Genomic DNA, 15,521 nt, shown 5'->3' with positions numbered 1-15,521 from the left:
CCCGCAACACGCGTCCTCGCACCCATCAACGGGACCGGCCCAGGAGGCGGATGGCCTGCTTGAGCAGGACCGGCACCGGCGGGGTCGCCCCGTCGACGGTCTCGGCGACCGCGGCGACCGCCTGCTCGGCCTGGGCGGCCGTCCAGCCGAGCCCGACCAGCGCCTGACGCACCTGCTCCGGCCAGGCGCCCGCGGTGACCCCGGCGGCACCGTCCGGGCCGACCGGCACCGGGCCGATCCGATCGCGCAGTTCGAGAACGAGCCGCTCGGCACCCTTCTTGCCGATCCCGGGCACCCGGGTCAGCGCGGCGGTGTCGGCGTTGGCGATGGCCTTGCGCACCGCGTCGGGGGTGTGCACGGCGAGCACGGCCTGGGCCAGCCGGGGCCCCACCCCGCTGGCGGTCTGAAGCAGCTCGAAGAGCTGCTTGGCGTCGTCGTCGGCGAAGCCGTAGAGGGTGAGCGAGTCCTCCCGGACGACCAGGCTGGTGGCGAGCCGGGCCGGCTGGCCGACCCGCAGCTCGGCGAGGGTGCCGGGGGCGCACTGCACCGCCAGGCCGATGCCGCCCACCTCCACCACCGCGTGGTCCGGGCCGGTCGCGGTCACCGTGCCGCGCACGCTGGCGATCATCGCGTTCCTCCTCGTCGTACCCGCTCGGCCGCGGCGGCCAGCTTGGACCGGGTGCCGCCGCGCCAGACGTGGCAGATCGCCAGGGCCAGGGCGTCGGCCGCGTCGGCGGGCCGGGGCGGCTCGGGCAGCCGCAGCAGCCGGGTGACCATCATGGTCATCTGTGCCTTGTCGGCCTGACCCGATCCGGTCACCGCCGCCTTGACCTCGCTAGGGGTGTACGTCTGCACCGGCAGCCCGGCCCGGGCACCGGCGAGCACGGCGATCCCGCTGGCCTGGGCGGTGCCCATCACCGTGCGGACATTGTGCTGGCTGAACACCCGCTCCACGGCCACCGCGTCCGGCCGGTGCTCGGCCACCAGGTCGGTGAGGGAGCGGTCCAGGTGCAGCAGGCGCAGCGGCAGCTCGTCGTCCGGGTCGGTGTGGACGACGTAGTAGGCGATCAGCGTGCAGGGCCGCCCCGGCACGCCCTCGACCACGCCGACCCCGCACCGGGTCAGCCCCGGGTCGACGCCCAGCACGCGCACGCCGCCTCCTCCCCGACCACCAGCAGTACGTGTGTTCGACACCCTACCGATGCCGCCGGACGACCGCCGGCCGGGACACGCCCGGGGCTGGGCGTGCGATGCCCGCTCCGGTCATCGCCACGTCCCACCTTCGTCGCGCGCCACCGCCCGCTGCCCTCTGGTGTCTGCCGCCGGTCACTCTGCCAGGCGCCTCTGACACTGCTGGGGAGCCAGCCGGGCGACCCCGTCAACCTCCGGAGCTCGCCCACACATCCCATGGGCCGAGTATGTGTCCGCACGCCATGTGCGCCCGGCCACACAGCTCGTAACTTCATGCGCCATGACGGCAGAACCCGTGGCGGTCCCCCACGTCGTACGCGTAGACCTGTCCGGTCGTAGCGCCCTGGTGACCGGTGGTGGCAGCGGCATCGGACGGGCCTGTGCCCTGCGCCTGGCGGCGGCCGGCGCGACGGTGCTGGTGGTCGACCGCAACGTGGCGGCGGCCGAGGCGGTGGCCGCCGAGGCGGGCGGCCGGTCCGTGGGCATCGACCTGGCCGACGCGGCGGCGGTGGACCGACTCGACGCGACCGTCGACATCGTGGTCAACAACGCCGGGCTGCAGCACGTCGCGCCGGTGCAGGAGTTCTCCACCGAGCGCTTCGAATACCTGCACCGGGTGATGGTGGAGGCGCCCTTCCTGCTGATCCGACGGGCCCTGCCGCACATGTACGCGCAGGGCTGGGGCCGGATCGTCAACATCTCCTCGGTGCACGGGCTGCGGGCCTCGCCCTACAAGGCGGCGTACGTGTCGGCCAAGCACGCCCTGGAGGGGCTGTCGAAGGTGGTGGCGCTGGAGGGCGCCGCGCACGGGGTGACCGCCAACTGCATCAACCCCGCGTACGTGCGGACGGCACTGGTGGAGAGCCAGATCGCCGACCAGGCGGCCACCCACGGCATCGGCGAGGACGAGGTGGTCGAGAAGATCATGCTGGCCCGGGCGGCGATCAAGCGGCTGATCGAACCGGAGGAGGTGGCGGAGCTGGTCGCGTACCTCTGTTCGCCGCCGGCCGCGTTCATCACCGGCGCCTCGATCGCCCTCGACGGGGGCTGGACGGCCAACTAGTGGCCGCGCGCACAATGTCGGTCATGTCATCGCCGGTCGAGTTCCTGGAACTGCTGGCCCGGGAGGCCGCCGCGGTCGAGTTCGAAGGGCCGCTGGTCGCCGCCCGGGCAGCCGGCCTGCCGGCCGAGCGGCTGGCCGAGCTGGAGCAGGCGAAGGTGGTGGCGCTGCGGGTCCGCGCGCTGCTGGAACGCCGACGCCGCCGGGAGACCGAGCTGTCCGGCCTGTACGACACGGCCAGCGACCTGGCCGGGCTGCGCGACCTGGACGACGTGCTCCGGGCGATCGTGCACCGGGCCCGAATCCTGCTCGGGACCGACGTGGCGTACATGACGCTCAACGACGACGAGCGCGGTGACACCTACATGCGGGTCACCGACGGCTCGATCTCGGCCCGGTTCCAACGGCTGCGGCTGGAGATGGGCGACGGCCTGGGCGGGCTGGTGGCCCAGACCGGCACCCCGTACGTCACCTCGAACTACCAGGAGGACGCCCGCTTCCGGCACACCAACGAGATTGACGGCGGGGTCGGCGAGGAGGGCCTGGTGGCCATCCTCGGCGTACCGCTGCGGCTCGGGTCCAGCGTGATCGGCGTGCTGTACGCGGCCAACCGGTCGGCCCGACCGTTCGCCCGGGAGGAGGTGTCGCTGCTGGTCTCCCTCGCGGCGCACGCGGCGGTGGCGATCGACACCGCCCGGCTACTCGCGGAGACCCGCTCGGCGCTGGCGGAGCTGTCCGCGGCGAACAGCACGATCCGGGCGCACAGCAGCTCGGTGGAGCGCGCCGCCGCCGCCCACGACCGGATGACCGCCCTCGTGGTACGCGGCGGCGGGATGGAAGACGTGGCGGCGGCCGTCACCGACGTGCTCGGTGGGGCGCTGCTGGCATTGGACGCCGAGGGACGACGGTTGGCCCGGGTGGGCGAGATCGAGGAGCCGGACCGGGCCGACCTGGTGGAGGCGGTGGCCGCGTCCCGTACCGAGGGGCGCAGCGTCCGCCGGGGCCCGCTCTGGTACGCCGCGGTGGTGGCCGGCGCGGAGAACCTCGGCGCGCTGGTGCTGCGCCCGGATGGCGAGCTGGTCGACGCCGACCAGCGGATCCTGGAACGGGCCGCGCTGGTGACCGCGCTGCTGCTGCTGTTCCGGCGGACGGTGGCCGAGGCGGAGGGACGGGTCCGCGGCGAACTGCTGGACGACCTGATCGCCCGGCCGCTACGGGACACCGACGCGCTGCGCAGCCGGGCCCGCCGGCTCGGGGTAGACCTGGACGCCCCGCACGTGCTGGTGGCCGTCGGCGACGACGCGTTCGCCGCGACCGGCTCGGCCCGGCAGCGGGTGCTCTCCTGGGCCACCACGTACGCCTCGACCCGGGGCGGCCTGGCCGCGGCGCGGGACGGCCGGGTGGTGCTGATGCTGCCCGGCAGGGACGCCGGCGGGGCGGCGCGCGCGGTGGCCCGCGACCTGTCCCGGGTCACCGGCCGGCCGGTGACCGCGGGGGCGAGCGGGCCGTCGACCGGCCCGGCGTCGCTGGCCACCGCGTTCGCCGAGGCGGAACGCTGCCTGACCGCGCTGGGCGCGCTGGGCCGCGCCGGGCAGGGCGCGAGCACCGCCGAGCTGGGCTTCGTCGGGCTGCTGCTGGGCGGGGTCGGCGACTCGGGCGACCGGGACGTGGCCCGCTTCCTCACCGCGACGGTGGGGCCGGTGGTGGACTACGACGCCCGGCGGGGCACCGCGCTGGTGAAGACGCTGGAGGCGTACTTCGGGATGGGCGGCAGCCTGGCCCGGGCGGCCGAGCTGCTGCACGTGCACGTCAACACGGTGACCCAGCGGCTGGAGCGGGTCGGGCAGCTGCTCGGCGCGGACTGGCAGAAGCCGGAGCGGGCACTGGAGGTGCAGTTGGCGCTGCGGCTGCACCGGCTGCGTACACCGGCCGGCTGAGCCTCGCCGGCACGGTCCTGCCGCCGCGGTCAAGCAGGGCGGCCGACCGGGCCGGGCCGGGCCGGGTGACGGTCAGCGGACGCGCATGCCGTCCAGGACGGCGTCGACAATCCGCTCCGGCAGCATCCGGTCATCCAGTTCCGGCTGCCACCGCAGCATCCGCTGCATCAGCATCGGCCCGCTCAACAGCGCCATCGCCAGCTCGATGTCCAGGTCGGCGCGGAGTTCCCCGGTGCGTACGCCGCGCTGGAGCACCTGCCGCATGAGCTTCCGGCGCGGCTCGACCATGTTCTGGTAGAGCTGGTAGTGGACCGGGCTGCGGTTCACCTCGGGCACCAGGCAGGGCATGATCTTCGCGGCCCGGGGGTCGACGTTGTGCCCGATCGCGCCGACCAGGAGCACCAGGTCGTCCCGCACGGAGTGGCCCGCCGGCTCGGGCGGGATGCCCTTGAGGGTCCGCAGCGCGTCCAGCAGCAGGGCGTCCTTGCCCGACCAGCGGCGGTAGATGGTGGCCTTGCCCACCCCGGCCCGGGCGGCGATCGCCTCGATGGAGAGCGCCTCGATCGTGCTGCCCTCGGCGAGCAGGTCGAGGGTGGCCTGCACGATCGCCTCGTCCGCGCGGGTGCTCCGCGGTCGCCCGGGCGACCGCGGAGCACCGGCGGCGGAACTCATGTCAGACATTGTCGCCGAGCCTAGGCCGTCCCAGCCAGCTCCGGTTCGGTCGCTCGGACGTCGGCCTGCGCGGGCACCGGACGGCCCGGCATCCAGCGCAGCACGATGACGATGCCGAACGCGGCCACCAGCGCGGAGACCGCCGCGGCCCAGTGCATCGCCGAGACGAACGAGTCGTTGGCCGCCGCGATCAGCCTCGGCGCCGCCGGGCCGAGCTGGGCCGCCGCCGCGTACGCGCCGGAGATGGACTCCTCGGCCGCCGCCCGGGCCGGGGCCGGCAGACCGGCGAGCGCCGTGGCGATGTGGTCCCGGTAGACCGCGGAGAGCACCGAGCCGAGTACCGCCACGCCGAGCGCGCCGGCCACCTGGCGGACGGTGTTGCTCACCGCCGAACCGACCCCCGCCTTCTCCCGGGGCAGCGCCGACATGATCGACTCGGTGGCCGGCGGCATGATGTTCGCCATCCCGGCGCCCTGGACGAAGCCCAGCGCCGAGAAGATCCAGATCGGCGTCTCCGCGTCGACGAGGACGAACGCGCCGAGCGCGGCGGCCGTGAGCAGCAGCCCGACGGTGGAGACGGCCCGGCCGCCGTAGCGGCGGACCATGGCGGCGCTGCGCGGGGCGAAGATCAGCTGGGCGACCGCGAACGGCAGGAAGAGCAGGCCGCTCTCCAGCGGGCTGTAGCCACGGACCAGCTGGAGGTAGAACGCGCCGAAGAACATCACGCCCATCGCGGCGAAGAAGACCAGCCCGACCATCGCCACCGGAGCGGCGAACCGGGGCACCCGGAACAGCCGGACGTCCAGCGACGGGTGGTCGCTGCGCAGCTCGTGGATGATGAACCAGGCCAGCACCGCGAGCCCGCCGACGATGGCGGCCCAGACCTGCGGCCGGCCGAAGCCGTGCTCGCCGCCGTCGATGATGCCGTAGGTGAGGGCGACCAGGCCGACCACGGACAGCAGCACGCCCGGCAGGTCCACCCGGCCGGGGTTCGGGTCGCGGGACTCCGGCACCAGCGTGGCGACCAGCACCAGGCCGAGCGCCACCACCGGCACGTTGATCAGGAAGACCGAGCCCCACCAGTAGTGCTCCAGCAGGACGCCGCCGAGGACCGGGCCGATCGCCACGGCGAGGCCGACCGCACCGGCCCAGACGCCGATCGCCCGGGCCCGCTCACGGGGATCGAAGACGTTGGAGATGATCGACAGGGTCACCGGCATGATGGCCGCACCACCGACGCCCATCAGCGCGCGGGCCGCGATCAGCTGCGCCGGGTCCTGGGCGTACGCCGAGACCAACGACGCCAGTCCGAACAGGGCCAGGCCGATAAGCAGGAAGCGCCGGCGCCCGAGGCGGTCACCCAGGACACCGAAGGTGAAGAGCAGGCCGGCGAAGACCAGCGTGTACGAGTTGATCGCCCACTCCAGCTCGCCCTGGCTGGCGCCGAGCCCGTGCACCGGGTCGGCGAGGGTACGCAGCGCGACGTTGAGGATGGTGTTGTCGAGGACGACCACGAGGAGGCTGATCACCAACACCCCCAGGATCGCCCACCTCCTCGGGTGTCCGGTGTTCTGGTGCGGTTCCATGTCTGGTTCTCCCCCCGGTTCACCCGCGTCGAAATACGATACGGGGCAGACTCGTAACGACGCCTGAGCGTAGGCGAGCTAGATTCGATACGGAACCGGTTCGTATCGTTTGTGCGCCAGGTCACGCACCGGGCGCGCCTTGATCGACTCCACGTACGGCATGCGATGGTCTCAGCGGGCCGGTGACCGCTGTTTGCGGCACATGGAGTGGATCACCCTGGTCCGGTTGTCTTCGGGTGTGGCTGGCACTTCTCCGTGCCTGCCCGTCCGGGCCTCGGCGGGCCTTGGTCGACTCCGTGTGCGGTATGTCGTGGTCTCGACGGGGCGGCTGACCGCCGTGTGCGGCACATGGAGTGGGTCGCCTTGGGTGTGGTCGTGGCTGGAGCTCTTCCGTGCCTGCCTGCCGGGCGCTCGGCGGGGGCCTTGGTCGACTCCGTGTGCGGTATGTGGTGGTCTCGGCGGGGCCGGTGACCACCGTTTGCGGCACATGGAGTGGATCACGGAGTTTCGCGATCACCCGGTGTCGCGTTTCGCGCCGGATGTCCGGTTCGGGGGTGAGGGGCGGCATCCTGCGGCCGGAATGGTCGACGGGCGGGGGTCGTTGTACATGGCTGCACGACCGAGGAGCCCCCAGGCCCCGGGCCGCCCGCTTCGGCGGGTGGGCCGATCCCGGGAATGACGCCGGGTGGTCGGTCGTTGTACATGGTCCCGGCGCCGCGAAGAGGCGATCCCCCCATCGCCCCGTGAGTGTTCCGGTCGATGACTTTCCCCCTTTGCTTTGAGCGCCTGACGGTGCTTGCGCACACGGAGTTGCCGTCTCCCCTTTTGTCGGCGGGTGTGCGCCAACCCCCGAATGGAGCTTGTCATGAACACGATGCTGCGTAAGAGCGTTCTTGGTGTTGCTGGTCTGGCTTTCACCGGTGGTGTGTTCGCTGGTCCGATCGCGGCTCACGCGGCTGAGCCGGTGCACGCCAACCCGGCCGTCGTGCAGGCCGACAAGCCGGACAGCGGCAAGCTGATCCCGCATGGTGTGCAGGGCACGCAGTCGAGGATCGGTCTGAACGACGAGCAGACCGGCAACGTGAAGGCGATCATCGCGGCGACGAAGAAGGCCGGGATGCCGGAGCGGGCCGCGGTGGTGTCGATCGCCACGAGCCTGCAGGAGTCGAAGCTGGAGAACCTGGGCCACCTCGGCGACAAGAACGACCATGACTCGCTGGGCCTGTTCCAGCAGCGTCCGTCCAGTGGTTGGGGTTCGCCGGAGCAGATCACCGACCCCGAGTACTCGACGACGGCGTTCCTGAAGGGCCTGAAGCAGGTTGACGGGTGGCAGGACATGCCGCTGACCAAGGCCGCGCAGACGGTGCAGGTGTCGGCGTACCCGGACGCCTACGCCCAGTGGGAGCAGCAGGCCGCTGACCTGGTCGCCCAGTACTGGAACAGCTGACAACCACAGAACACGAACCACATGAACGCCGCTGGCCGGCACCCCGCAACCCGGGTGCCGGCCAGCGGCGTTTGGGACGGCGCGAACAGCAACCATCCAAGATGGTGTTGGCCGACGCGCCGCTGCCGGCCACCTCGTCGCCTGGCTGGCGGGCCCGCCCCGAACCGCTCGCCCGGGCCCAGTGGGCGGTCTACCGGCGGCACCGCCGGCTGCCGCACGTCACCTCGATGCACCGCCCGCGGCGGCTTCGGTCAGCGCTCAACTCGTCAGCGCGTCCAACGCCCGGTCGACGTCCTCCTCCGTGGTGTAGAGGTGGAACGAGGCCCGGACCCGGCCGGCGCGTACCGCCGCGCGCACCCCGGCGCGGGCCAGCCGCTCCGCCGCGTCGGGCACCTCCACCGTCACGATCGCGCTGTCGCCGGGTGGTCGGCCCAGCCCGGTGAGGAACCGGTTGGCCAGCGCCAGGTCGTACGCGTGCACGGCCGGCAGCCCGATCTCGGCGAGCAGTTCCAGGGCGGGTGCCGCTCCCACAAAGTTGAACCAGGCCGGGGAGATGTCGAAACGCCGGGCGTCGTCGGCCAGCCGCAGCGGCGGGCCGTAGTAGGAGACGTGCGGGTCCTGGCCCGCGTACCAGCCGGCGGCGTCGGGGCGCAGCCGGTCGCGCAGCGCCGGGTCCAGGTAGGCGAAGGCCACGCCGCGCGGCGCCATCAGCCACTTGTACGCCGACACCACCACCGCGTCCGCCCGGCTCGCGTCGAAGGGCAGCCAGCCGCACGCCTGGGTGGCGTCCACCGCGACGAGGGTGCCGTGCGCCCGGGCCGCCGCGACGATCTCGTCGTACGGGGCGACCGTGCCGTCGGAGGACTGCACCAGGCTGAACGCGACCAGGTCGGTGTCGGTGTCGATCGCGTCGACGAGGCCGCCCGGCGGTACGGTACGGACCCGGACGCCCCGCTCCTGCTGCACCAGCCAGGGGAACAGGTTCGAGGTGAACTCCACCTCGGGGACGACCACGGTGGCCCCCGGCGGCAGCCCGGCCGCGACCGGGGCGAGCAGTTGAGACGCGGTGCTGCCGATCGCCACGTCCGCCGGGGCCACCCCGACCAGCCGGGCGAACCCGGCACGGGCCTGGTCGACGGCCTCGCCCCAGCCCTCCCAGGAGATCCGTCCCACCCGCCAGTCCGCCAGGGCGGCCTGCAACGCCACCCAGGCCGGCTCGGGCGGCAGCCCGTAACTGGCGGTGTTCAGCCAGCCGGGCTCCGGCTGCCACAGTTTCCGCGCCTGTTCCAGCTCCATGCGACCGACGCTAGCGCCGCCGCAGCGGGGGCGGTCAGCGCCAATTCCGTACCGGTGGACCTGAGCGCCGCCCGCGGCTGGTCGTATCTCGTCTCGGTCACGGCAAGAGCGTGCTCGAACGGTGGAGACCACCACTTCCCACATCGACCGCGATCGGGGCGGGTACGGGGCAGGCCAGGCACGTTGTGCAGGGCGACTACCTTGATGATCGACTCAACCAGCCACCCCGGGAACGAAAGGGCCGCACATGCCGTCCGGCTTCACCCTCGCGATCGTCACCGCCATCGCCACGATCATCGCCGTCGCCGTCGCACTGTTGACTCCGCGCCGCATGCTACGGCGGCAGGGCCTGCTGGCGGCGGCCGCCGGCCTGGCCGCCACCCTCTTCCTCACCATCGCGTCGAGCGCCCACTCGGTACCGATCCGCTCGGTCGGAATCGTCACCAGCTTCGGCAAGCCGACCGGTGAGGTCACCGGCTCCGGCCTGAAGTGGGTCGCGCCGTGGCAGCGGGTCGGCGAGTGGGACGCCGGACGGCAGAAGTACGACCACATCGGCAACAACAACTGCGTCCGGGTGCGTACCGGCACCCTCGCCGACGCGTGCGTCGAGGTGCTGGTCGAGTGGCAGGTCCAGCCCGACAACGCCCCGAAGCAGTTCATGGACTACAAGGGCGACTTCGACAGCTTCCGCGGGCAGCGGGTCGGCGTACAGCTCGACAGCGCCGTGAACGACGCCTTCTCCACCTACAACCCGCTGGAGCGGATCGACTCGAAGACCGGGAGCCTGAACGTCGATCTCAAGCCCTTCGCGGACAACATCAAGAGCAACGCCGAGCGCCGACTGTCCGAGGACGTCGACATCCTGTCGGTCACCATCACCCGGGTCAACCACGACGAGAAGACCGAAGGCAACATCAAGGCGTTCCAGGACAAGCTCGCCCAGACCCGCAACCTCGAACAGGACCGCCGCAACGCCGAGATCCAGAAGCAGATCACCGAGACCAACGCCAAGGTGGACAAGGTGACCCGCTGCCTGGAGATCGCCGAGAAGAACGGCAGCTCGCCGGGCCTGTGCATCAACCCGGGCATCGTGACCGGCACGGCCAAGTGAGGTCCGCCCTCGCCGGTTGACCGGCTTCCGGGCACCGCCGGGTGGTCAGCGCGTCGAGGGCCGGGTCGGCGTCCACCGCGTGGAGCAGCGGTCGACGCCGGCACCGGCCCCGACCGGCGCGGGCCGGCGTACGTACGCCGGCCCGCGCCGCGTCGCAGCGGCCGTACGCCCGCGGTCAGCTCACGTTGGCCGGGCCGAGGACGCTCTTCAGGTCGCCCATCAGCGCGGTGGTGGGCGCCACCCGGAACGGGCCGAGCCGCAGCGTGGTGACCTTGCCGCCGTTGAGCAGCTTGACGTGCACCTCGGTGTCGCCGGGGTGCAGCACCAGGGTCTCCTTGAGCCGTTCCACCAGCGGCGGCGTGCAACGGTGCACCGGGATGGTCAGGGTGACCGGCTTGTTGGCGGGGTTGCTGCTGATGTCCGGCATGGACATGTCCATCGCCATGATCCGCGGCGTGTCGTCGCGCCGGTCCACCCGCCCCTTGACCACCACGATCGCGTCCTCGGCGATGTACTGGCCGATCACCTCGTAGGTGTTGGGGAAGAACAACGTCTCGACGCCACCGGCCAGGTCCTCCAGCGTAGCCGAGGCCCAGGCCCGGCCCTGCTTGGTGACCCGGCGTTGCACGCCGGAGAGGATGCCGGCCAGGGTGACCACCGCGCCGTCGGGCACGGTCCCCTCCTCGGAGAGGGCGGCGATGGTGCAGTCGGCCGCCGCGCCGAGCACGTGCTCCAGGCCGAACAGCGGGTGGTCGGAGACGTACAGGCCGAGCATCTCGCGTTCGAAGGCGAGCTTGTCCCGCTTGTCCCACTCCCCCTCGCCGATCGTCGGCATAACCGTGGTGCTCGTGGCGGCCTCGGCGTCACCGAACCCGGCACCGAAGAGGTCGTACTGGCCGACCGCCTCCTTGCGCTTGACGTCGGCGTACGCGTCGATGGCGTCGGCGTGCACGGCGAGCAGGCCCTTGCGCGGATGGCGGAGCGAGTCGAACGCCCCGGCCTTGATCAGGGATTCGATGGTCTTCTTGTTGCAGACCACCGAGTCGACCTTGGACAGGAAGTCGTAGAAGTCGGTGTACGCGCCCTTCTCGTCGCGGCACCGCATGATCGAGGCCACCACGTTCGCGCCGACGTTGCGGATCGCGGCGAGACCGAAGCGGATGTCCTTCCCGACCGGGGTGAACGGACCGGCCGAGGTGTTCACGTCGGGCGGCAGCACCTGGATGCCCATCCGCCGGCACTCCGACAGGTAGAGCGCCATCTTGTCCTTGTCGTCGCCGACGGAGGTGAGCAGCGCGGCCATGTACTCGGCCGGGTAGTGCGCCTTGAGGTACGCGGTCCAGTACGACACCAGCCCGTACGCGGCGGAGTGCGCCTTGTTGAAGGCGTACCCGGCGAACGGCACGAGCACGTCCCACACCGCCTGGATCGCCTCGTCCGAGTAGCCGCGCTCGCGGCAGCCGTCGCGGAACGGCACGAACTCCTTGTCGAGGATCTCCTTCTTCTTCTTGCCCATCGCCCGGCGCAGCAGGTCGGCCTGGCCGAGGCTGTAGCCGGCGAGGATCTGCGCGGCCCGCTGCACCTGCTCCTGGTAGACGATCAGGCCGTACGTCGGGGCCAGGATCTCCCGTAGCGGCTCCTCCAGCTCCGGGTGGATCGGCGTGATCTCCTGGAGGTTGTTCTTGCGCAGCGCGTAGTTGGTGTGCGAGTCGACGCCCATCGGGCCGGGCCGGTAGAGCGCGAGGACGGCGGAGATGTCCTCGAAGTTGTCCGGCTTCATCAGCCGCAGCAGTGAACGCATCGGCCCGCCGTCGAGCTGGAACACCCCGAGCGTGTCACCCCGGGCCAGCAGCTCGTAGGCGGCCTTGTCGTCCAGCGGCAGGGCCAGCAGGTCCAGCTCCTTACCGTGGTTGAGCTGGATGTTCTTGACCGCGTCGTCGATGATGGTCAGGTTGCGCAGGCCGAGGAAGTCCATCTTCAACAGCCCGAGCGACTCGCACGTCGGGTAGTCGAACTGGGTGATGATCACCCCGTCCGAGTCACGGCGCATCAGCGGGATGTGCTCGATGATCGGCTCGGCGGACATGATGACACCCGCGGCGTGCACGCCGGTCTGCCGGATCAGCCCCTCGATGCCGCGCGCGGTGTCGATGACCTTCTTGACGTCCGGCTCCGACTCGTAGAGGCCGCGGATCTCGCCGGCCTCCGCGTATCGGGGGTGCTTCGGGTCGAAGATGCCGGACAGCGGGATGTCCTTGCCCATCACCGCCGGGGGCATCGCCTTGGTGATCCGGTCGCCCACCGCGTACGGGTAGCCGAGAACGCGGGCCGAGTCCTTGATCGCGGCCTTCGCCTTGATCGTGCCGAAGGTCGCGATCTGGGCGACCTTGTCCTCGCCCCACTTGTCGGTGACGTACTTGATCACCTCGCCGCGCCGGCGCTCGTCGAAGTCGATGTCGACATCCGGCATCGAGACGCGCTCGGGGTTGAGGAACCGCTCGAAGATCAGGCCGTGCGGCAGCGGGTCCAGGTCGGTGATGCCCAGGGCGTACGCGACCAGTGAGCCGGCCGCCGAGCCACGGCCCGGTCCGACCGCGATGCCCTGGCTCTTCGCCCACTGGATGAAGTCGGCGACCACGAGGAAGTACGACGGGAAGCCCATCTGGACGATGACGCCCAGCTCGTACTCGGCCTGCTTGACGTGGGTGTCCGGGATCCCGTTCGGAAAGCGGCGGGCCAGGCCCTTGAAGGTCTCCTTACGGAACCAGGACTCCTCCGTCTCCCCCTCGGGGATCGGGAAGCGCGGCATCAGGTTGCGGAACTCGAACATGCCGGCCGGGTCGACCTTCTCGGCGACCAGCAGGGTGTTGCGGCAGCCCTCGAGCCAGGCGTCGGAGTTGTCGACCGCGCGCATCTCGTCGGCCGACTTGATGTAGTAGCCGCTGCCGTCGAAGCGGAACCGGTTCGGGTCGGCGACGTTCGCCGCGGTCTGTACGCAGAGCAGCACGTCGTGCGCCTCGGCCTGCGCCTCGTGCGTGTAGTGCGAGTCGTTGGTGACCACCGGCGGGATGCCCAGCTTCTGGCCGATCTCCAGCAGCTCCTGGCGGACCCGGTGCTCGATGGAGATGCCGTGGTCCATGATCTCCAGGAAGTAGTTCTCCTTGCCGAAGATGTCCTGGTATCTGGCCGCGGCCTTCAGCGCCTCGTCGAACTGGCCGAGCCGCAGCCGGGTCTGCACCTCGCCCGACGGGCAGCCGGTGGTGGCCATCAGCCCGTCCGCGTGCTCGGCGAGGACCTCGGCGTCCATCCGGGGCCACTTCACGAAGAAGCCCTCGGTGTACGACCGGCTGGTGAGCGTGAACAGGTTGTGCAGGCCGGTCTTGTTCGCCGCCCAGATCGTCATGTGGGTGTAGCCGCCGCTGCCGGAGACGTCGTCGCTCTTCTGCTCCGGCCGGCCCCAGCGGACGCGCTGCTTGTGGAACCGCGACTCGGGCGCCACGTACGCCTCGATGCCGAGGATGGGCTTCACCCCGGCGGCCATGGCCTGCTTGTAGAAGTCGTTCGCCCCGTGCATGTTGCCGTGGTCGGTCATCGCCACCGCCGGCATCCCCTGGCGGCTGACCTCGGCGAAGAGGTCCTTCAGCCGGGCCGCCCCGTCGAGCATCGAGTACTCGGTGTGCACGTGCAGATGCGCGAACGAATCGGCCATGCGTGGCGCCCCCCGGCGGTATGGATCTTGACGGCCCGGACCGGACCGGGGCCTACCCTACCCAGGCCGTCCGACCGGCTCCACCGTCCGCGCCGGAGGTGGCCTCCGTCTCCTCCCCGGCGGCGCTCGCCCCGCTGGAGGAGGAGACGGCACGCCTGTCAGCCTGCCTGCCGATGCGAGATACACAATAGTGTGTGGCACACGGTATAGTGTGAGACATGGTTAGCGAGGACGTCCTCCGGACCCACCTACAGGAGTTGCGGCGCGGCACCGTCGTGGTGGCGAGCCTCGTCGCCCTGCGCCACCCCGACTACGGCTACGCGCTGCTGCAACGGCTGAACGCGCACGGCTTCCCGGTCGACGCGAACACGCTCTATCCCCTGCTCCGACGGCTGGAGGAGCAGGGGTTGCTGACCAGCGAGTGGAACACCGAGGAGAGCCGGCCGCGCAAGTTCTACCGCACCAGCGACGAGGGCGAAGCGGTGCTGGACCGCCTCCTCGACGACCTCGCCGCCGTGCAGACCTCCGTCACCAGCCTGATCCAAGGAGCGGACCAATGACCTCCCTGACCGACCGCTATGTCGCCGCCACCCTCCGCGACGTCCCCGCGCAGCGCCGCACCGAGATCGCCAGCGAACTGCGCGCCTCCATCGAGGACATGATCGACGGACGCACCGACGGCGGGCAGGACCGTGGCAGCGCGGAGCGCGAGGTGCTCACCGAGCTGGGCAATCCCGAGCAGCTCGCCGCCCGCTACGCCGACCGCCGGTTGCAGCTCATCGGCCCGCGCTACTTCCTGACCTGGTGGCGGCTGCTACGGACGCTGCTCACCTTCATTCCCGCCATCGTGGGCGTCGCCGCCGGTGTGGTGAAGGCGACGGTCGACGGCGAGCCGGGCTCGGCGATCGGCGCCGGGGTGGTCAGCGCGATGCAGACCGCGGTGCAGATCGCGTTCTGGGTCACCCTCGTCTTCGCCGTGTTCGAACGCACCAACAAGCCGCTGAACCTGCCGGAGTGGAGCGTCGATCAACTGCCCGAGGCGCCGGAGGAGCGGCAGGTGACGCTGGTCGACACCTGCGCCTCGATCGCCTTCCTGGTGATCGCCATCGCGTTCCTGCCCTGGCAGCACTTCAATCCCTGGATCTCGGGCGACGGCTCCCGGCTGCCGATGATCGACCCGGCGCTGTGGGGCTCCTGGCTGCCACTGCTGGCGGCGGTGCTGGTCGCCAGCGTCGGGCTGGAGATCGCGAAGTACCGGGCCCGCCGGTGGACCTGGCCGCTGGTCACGGTCAAGACGGTGCTCGACCTCGCGTTCGCCGTGCCGCTCGTCTTGCTGCTGCTCAACGACCGGCTGCTCAACCCGGAGCTGGTCCAGCGGTTCGAGTGGCTGCGCGAGGGCGGCAACCAGGACCTGGCCCGCACGACCGTCGTGCTCACCGCCGTCATCGTCGTCTGGGGCTTCATCGACAGCGCCGTCAAGGTGCGTCGGCACGCCGCCTGACGCGATCCCGG

At 71.3% G+C, this 15,521-nt stretch carries 12 protein-coding genes; 6 read left to right on the top strand and 6 right to left on the bottom strand.

Annotated features, from left to right (window positions below):
* Nucleotides 1-25: 25 nt before the first annotated feature.
* Both ruvA and ruvC read right to left on the bottom strand, forming a co-directional pair.
* Nucleotides 26-628, bottom strand: coding sequence for a Holliday junction branch migration protein RuvA (gene ruvA, locus GA0070604_RS09505; RefSeq protein WP_091117437.1), 603 nt, complete (start codon nucleotides 626-628; stop codon nucleotides 26-28).
* On the bottom strand, nucleotides 625-1,152 hold the full coding sequence (gene ruvC / locus GA0070604_RS09500) for a crossover junction endodeoxyribonuclease RuvC (RefSeq protein WP_091117434.1): 528 nt from the start codon (nucleotides 1,150-1,152) through the stop codon (nucleotides 625-627). Before ruvC ends, ruvA begins: the two co-directional genes overlap by 4 nt.
* Before the next feature lie 319 nt (nucleotides 1,153-1,471).
* Between ruvC and GA0070604_RS09495 the strand changes: the two genes are divergently transcribed.
* Both GA0070604_RS09495 and GA0070604_RS09490 read left to right on the top strand, forming a co-directional pair.
* Complete coding sequence (locus GA0070604_RS09495) at nucleotides 1,472-2,254, top strand: 3-hydroxybutyrate dehydrogenase (RefSeq protein ID WP_091117432.1); 783 nt, start codon at nucleotides 1,472-1,474, stop codon at nucleotides 2,252-2,254.
* A gap of 14 nt (nucleotides 2,255-2,268) precedes the next feature.
* Entirely contained in the window at nucleotides 2,269-4,188 is a 1,920-nt protein-coding gene (locus GA0070604_RS09490; protein WP_091117430.1) for a helix-turn-helix domain-containing protein, read from the top strand.
* A gap of 72 nt (nucleotides 4,189-4,260) precedes the next feature.
* On the opposite strand, the gene GA0070604_RS09485 is transcribed toward GA0070604_RS09490, so the two are convergent.
* Together GA0070604_RS09485 and GA0070604_RS09480 are read right to left on the bottom strand one after the other, a co-directional pair.
* On the bottom strand, nucleotides 4,261-4,869 hold the full coding sequence (locus tag GA0070604_RS09485) for a TetR/AcrR family transcriptional regulator (RefSeq protein ID WP_091117428.1): 609 nt from the start codon (nucleotides 4,867-4,869) through the stop codon (nucleotides 4,261-4,263).
* 11 nt (nucleotides 4,870-4,880) lie between these two features.
* Complete coding sequence (locus tag GA0070604_RS09480; RefSeq protein WP_091117426.1) at nucleotides 4,881-6,446, bottom strand: MFS transporter; 1,566 nt, start codon at nucleotides 6,444-6,446, stop codon at nucleotides 4,881-4,883.
* Between the two features lie 865 nt (nucleotides 6,447-7,311).
* Here GA0070604_RS09480 and GA0070604_RS09475 point away from each other — a divergent pair.
* The gene (locus GA0070604_RS09475; protein ID WP_091117423.1) at nucleotides 7,312-7,893 is read left to right on the top strand and encodes a hypothetical protein; all 582 of its coding nucleotides are present in this window, start codon (nucleotides 7,312-7,314) and stop codon (nucleotides 7,891-7,893) included.
* Nucleotides 7,894-8,151: 258 nt separating this feature from the next.
* On the opposite strand, the gene GA0070604_RS09470 is transcribed toward GA0070604_RS09475, so the two are convergent.
* Nucleotides 8,152-9,189: an aminotransferase class V-fold PLP-dependent enzyme gene (locus GA0070604_RS09470; RefSeq protein WP_091117421.1), complete on the bottom strand. Its 1,038-nt coding sequence runs from the start codon at nucleotides 9,187-9,189 to the stop codon at nucleotides 8,152-8,154.
* Between the two features lie 247 nt (nucleotides 9,190-9,436).
* On the opposite strand from GA0070604_RS09470, the gene GA0070604_RS09465 reads away from it, so the two are divergent.
* Entirely contained in the window at nucleotides 9,437-10,300 is an 864-nt protein-coding gene (locus GA0070604_RS09465; RefSeq protein WP_091117418.1) for an SPFH domain-containing protein, read from the top strand.
* 175 nt (nucleotides 10,301-10,475) lie between these two features.
* Here the strand turns inward: GA0070604_RS09465 and dnaE are convergent, their stop codons facing one another.
* Nucleotides 10,476-14,009 carry a DNA polymerase III subunit alpha gene (gene dnaE, locus GA0070604_RS09460; protein ID WP_091117415.1) on the bottom strand — a complete coding sequence of 1,178 codons (3,534 nt, stop codon included), beginning with the start codon at nucleotides 14,007-14,009 and terminating at the stop codon, nucleotides 10,476-10,478.
* A 218-nt stretch (nucleotides 14,010-14,227) separates the two neighbouring features.
* Between dnaE and GA0070604_RS09455 the strand changes: the two genes are divergently transcribed.
* Together GA0070604_RS09455 and GA0070604_RS09450 are read left to right on the top strand one after the other, a co-directional pair.
* Nucleotides 14,228-14,569 (top strand): PadR family transcriptional regulator, encoded by a 342-nt coding sequence (locus GA0070604_RS09455; protein ID WP_091117413.1) that lies wholly within the window; start codon nucleotides 14,228-14,230, stop codon nucleotides 14,567-14,569.
* Nucleotides 14,566-15,510: a permease prefix domain 1-containing protein gene (locus GA0070604_RS09450; RefSeq protein ID WP_091117410.1), complete on the top strand. Its 945-nt coding sequence runs from the start codon at nucleotides 14,566-14,568 to the stop codon at nucleotides 15,508-15,510. The genes GA0070604_RS09455 and GA0070604_RS09450 overlap by 4 nt, the downstream gene beginning before the upstream one ends.
* The last annotated feature ends 11 nt before the right edge of the window (nucleotides 15,511-15,521 follow it).

This window comes from Micromonospora eburnea (assembly GCF_900090225.1).
Lineage (GTDB): Bacteria > Actinomycetota > Actinomycetes > Mycobacteriales > Micromonosporaceae > Micromonospora > Micromonospora eburnea.
The sequence above is the reverse complement of the archived record's forward strand: the minus strand, read 5'-3'. Positions and strand labels throughout refer to the sequence as shown.

Bases quoted from the DNA above. Each gene is read 5' to 3' on its own strand.
- ruvA (WP_091117437.1), bottom strand. From the start codon at position 628: ATGATCGCCAGCGTGCGCGGCACGGTGACCGCGACCGGCCCGGACCAC.
- GA0070604_RS09495 (WP_091117432.1), top strand. From the start codon at position 1,472: ATGACGGCAGAACCCGTGGCGGTCCCCCACGTCGTACGCGTAGACCTG.
- GA0070604_RS09490 (WP_091117430.1), top strand. From the start codon at position 2,269: ATGTCGGTCATGTCATCGCCGGTCGAGTTCCTGGAACTGCTGGCCCGG.
- GA0070604_RS09485 (WP_091117428.1), bottom strand. From the start codon at position 4,869: ATGTCTGACATGAGTTCCGCCGCCGGTGCTCCGCGGTCGCCCGGGCGA.
- GA0070604_RS09480 (WP_091117426.1), bottom strand. From the start codon at position 6,446: ATGGAACCGCACCAGAACACCGGACACCCGAGGAGGTGGGCGATCCTG.
- GA0070604_RS09475 (WP_091117423.1), top strand. From the start codon at position 7,312: ATGAACACGATGCTGCGTAAGAGCGTTCTTGGTGTTGCTGGTCTGGCT.
- GA0070604_RS09470 (WP_091117421.1), bottom strand. From the start codon at position 9,189: ATGGAGCTGGAACAGGCGCGGAAACTGTGGCAGCCGGAGCCCGGCTGG.
- GA0070604_RS09465 (WP_091117418.1), top strand. From the start codon at position 9,437: ATGCCGTCCGGCTTCACCCTCGCGATCGTCACCGCCATCGCCACGATC.
- dnaE (WP_091117415.1), bottom strand. From the start codon at position 14,009: ATGGCCGATTCGTTCGCGCATCTGCACGTGCACACCGAGTACTCGATG.
- GA0070604_RS09455 (WP_091117413.1), top strand. From the start codon at position 14,228: ATGGTTAGCGAGGACGTCCTCCGGACCCACCTACAGGAGTTGCGGCGC.
- GA0070604_RS09450 (WP_091117410.1), top strand. From the start codon at position 14,566: ATGACCTCCCTGACCGACCGCTATGTCGCCGCCACCCTCCGCGACGTC.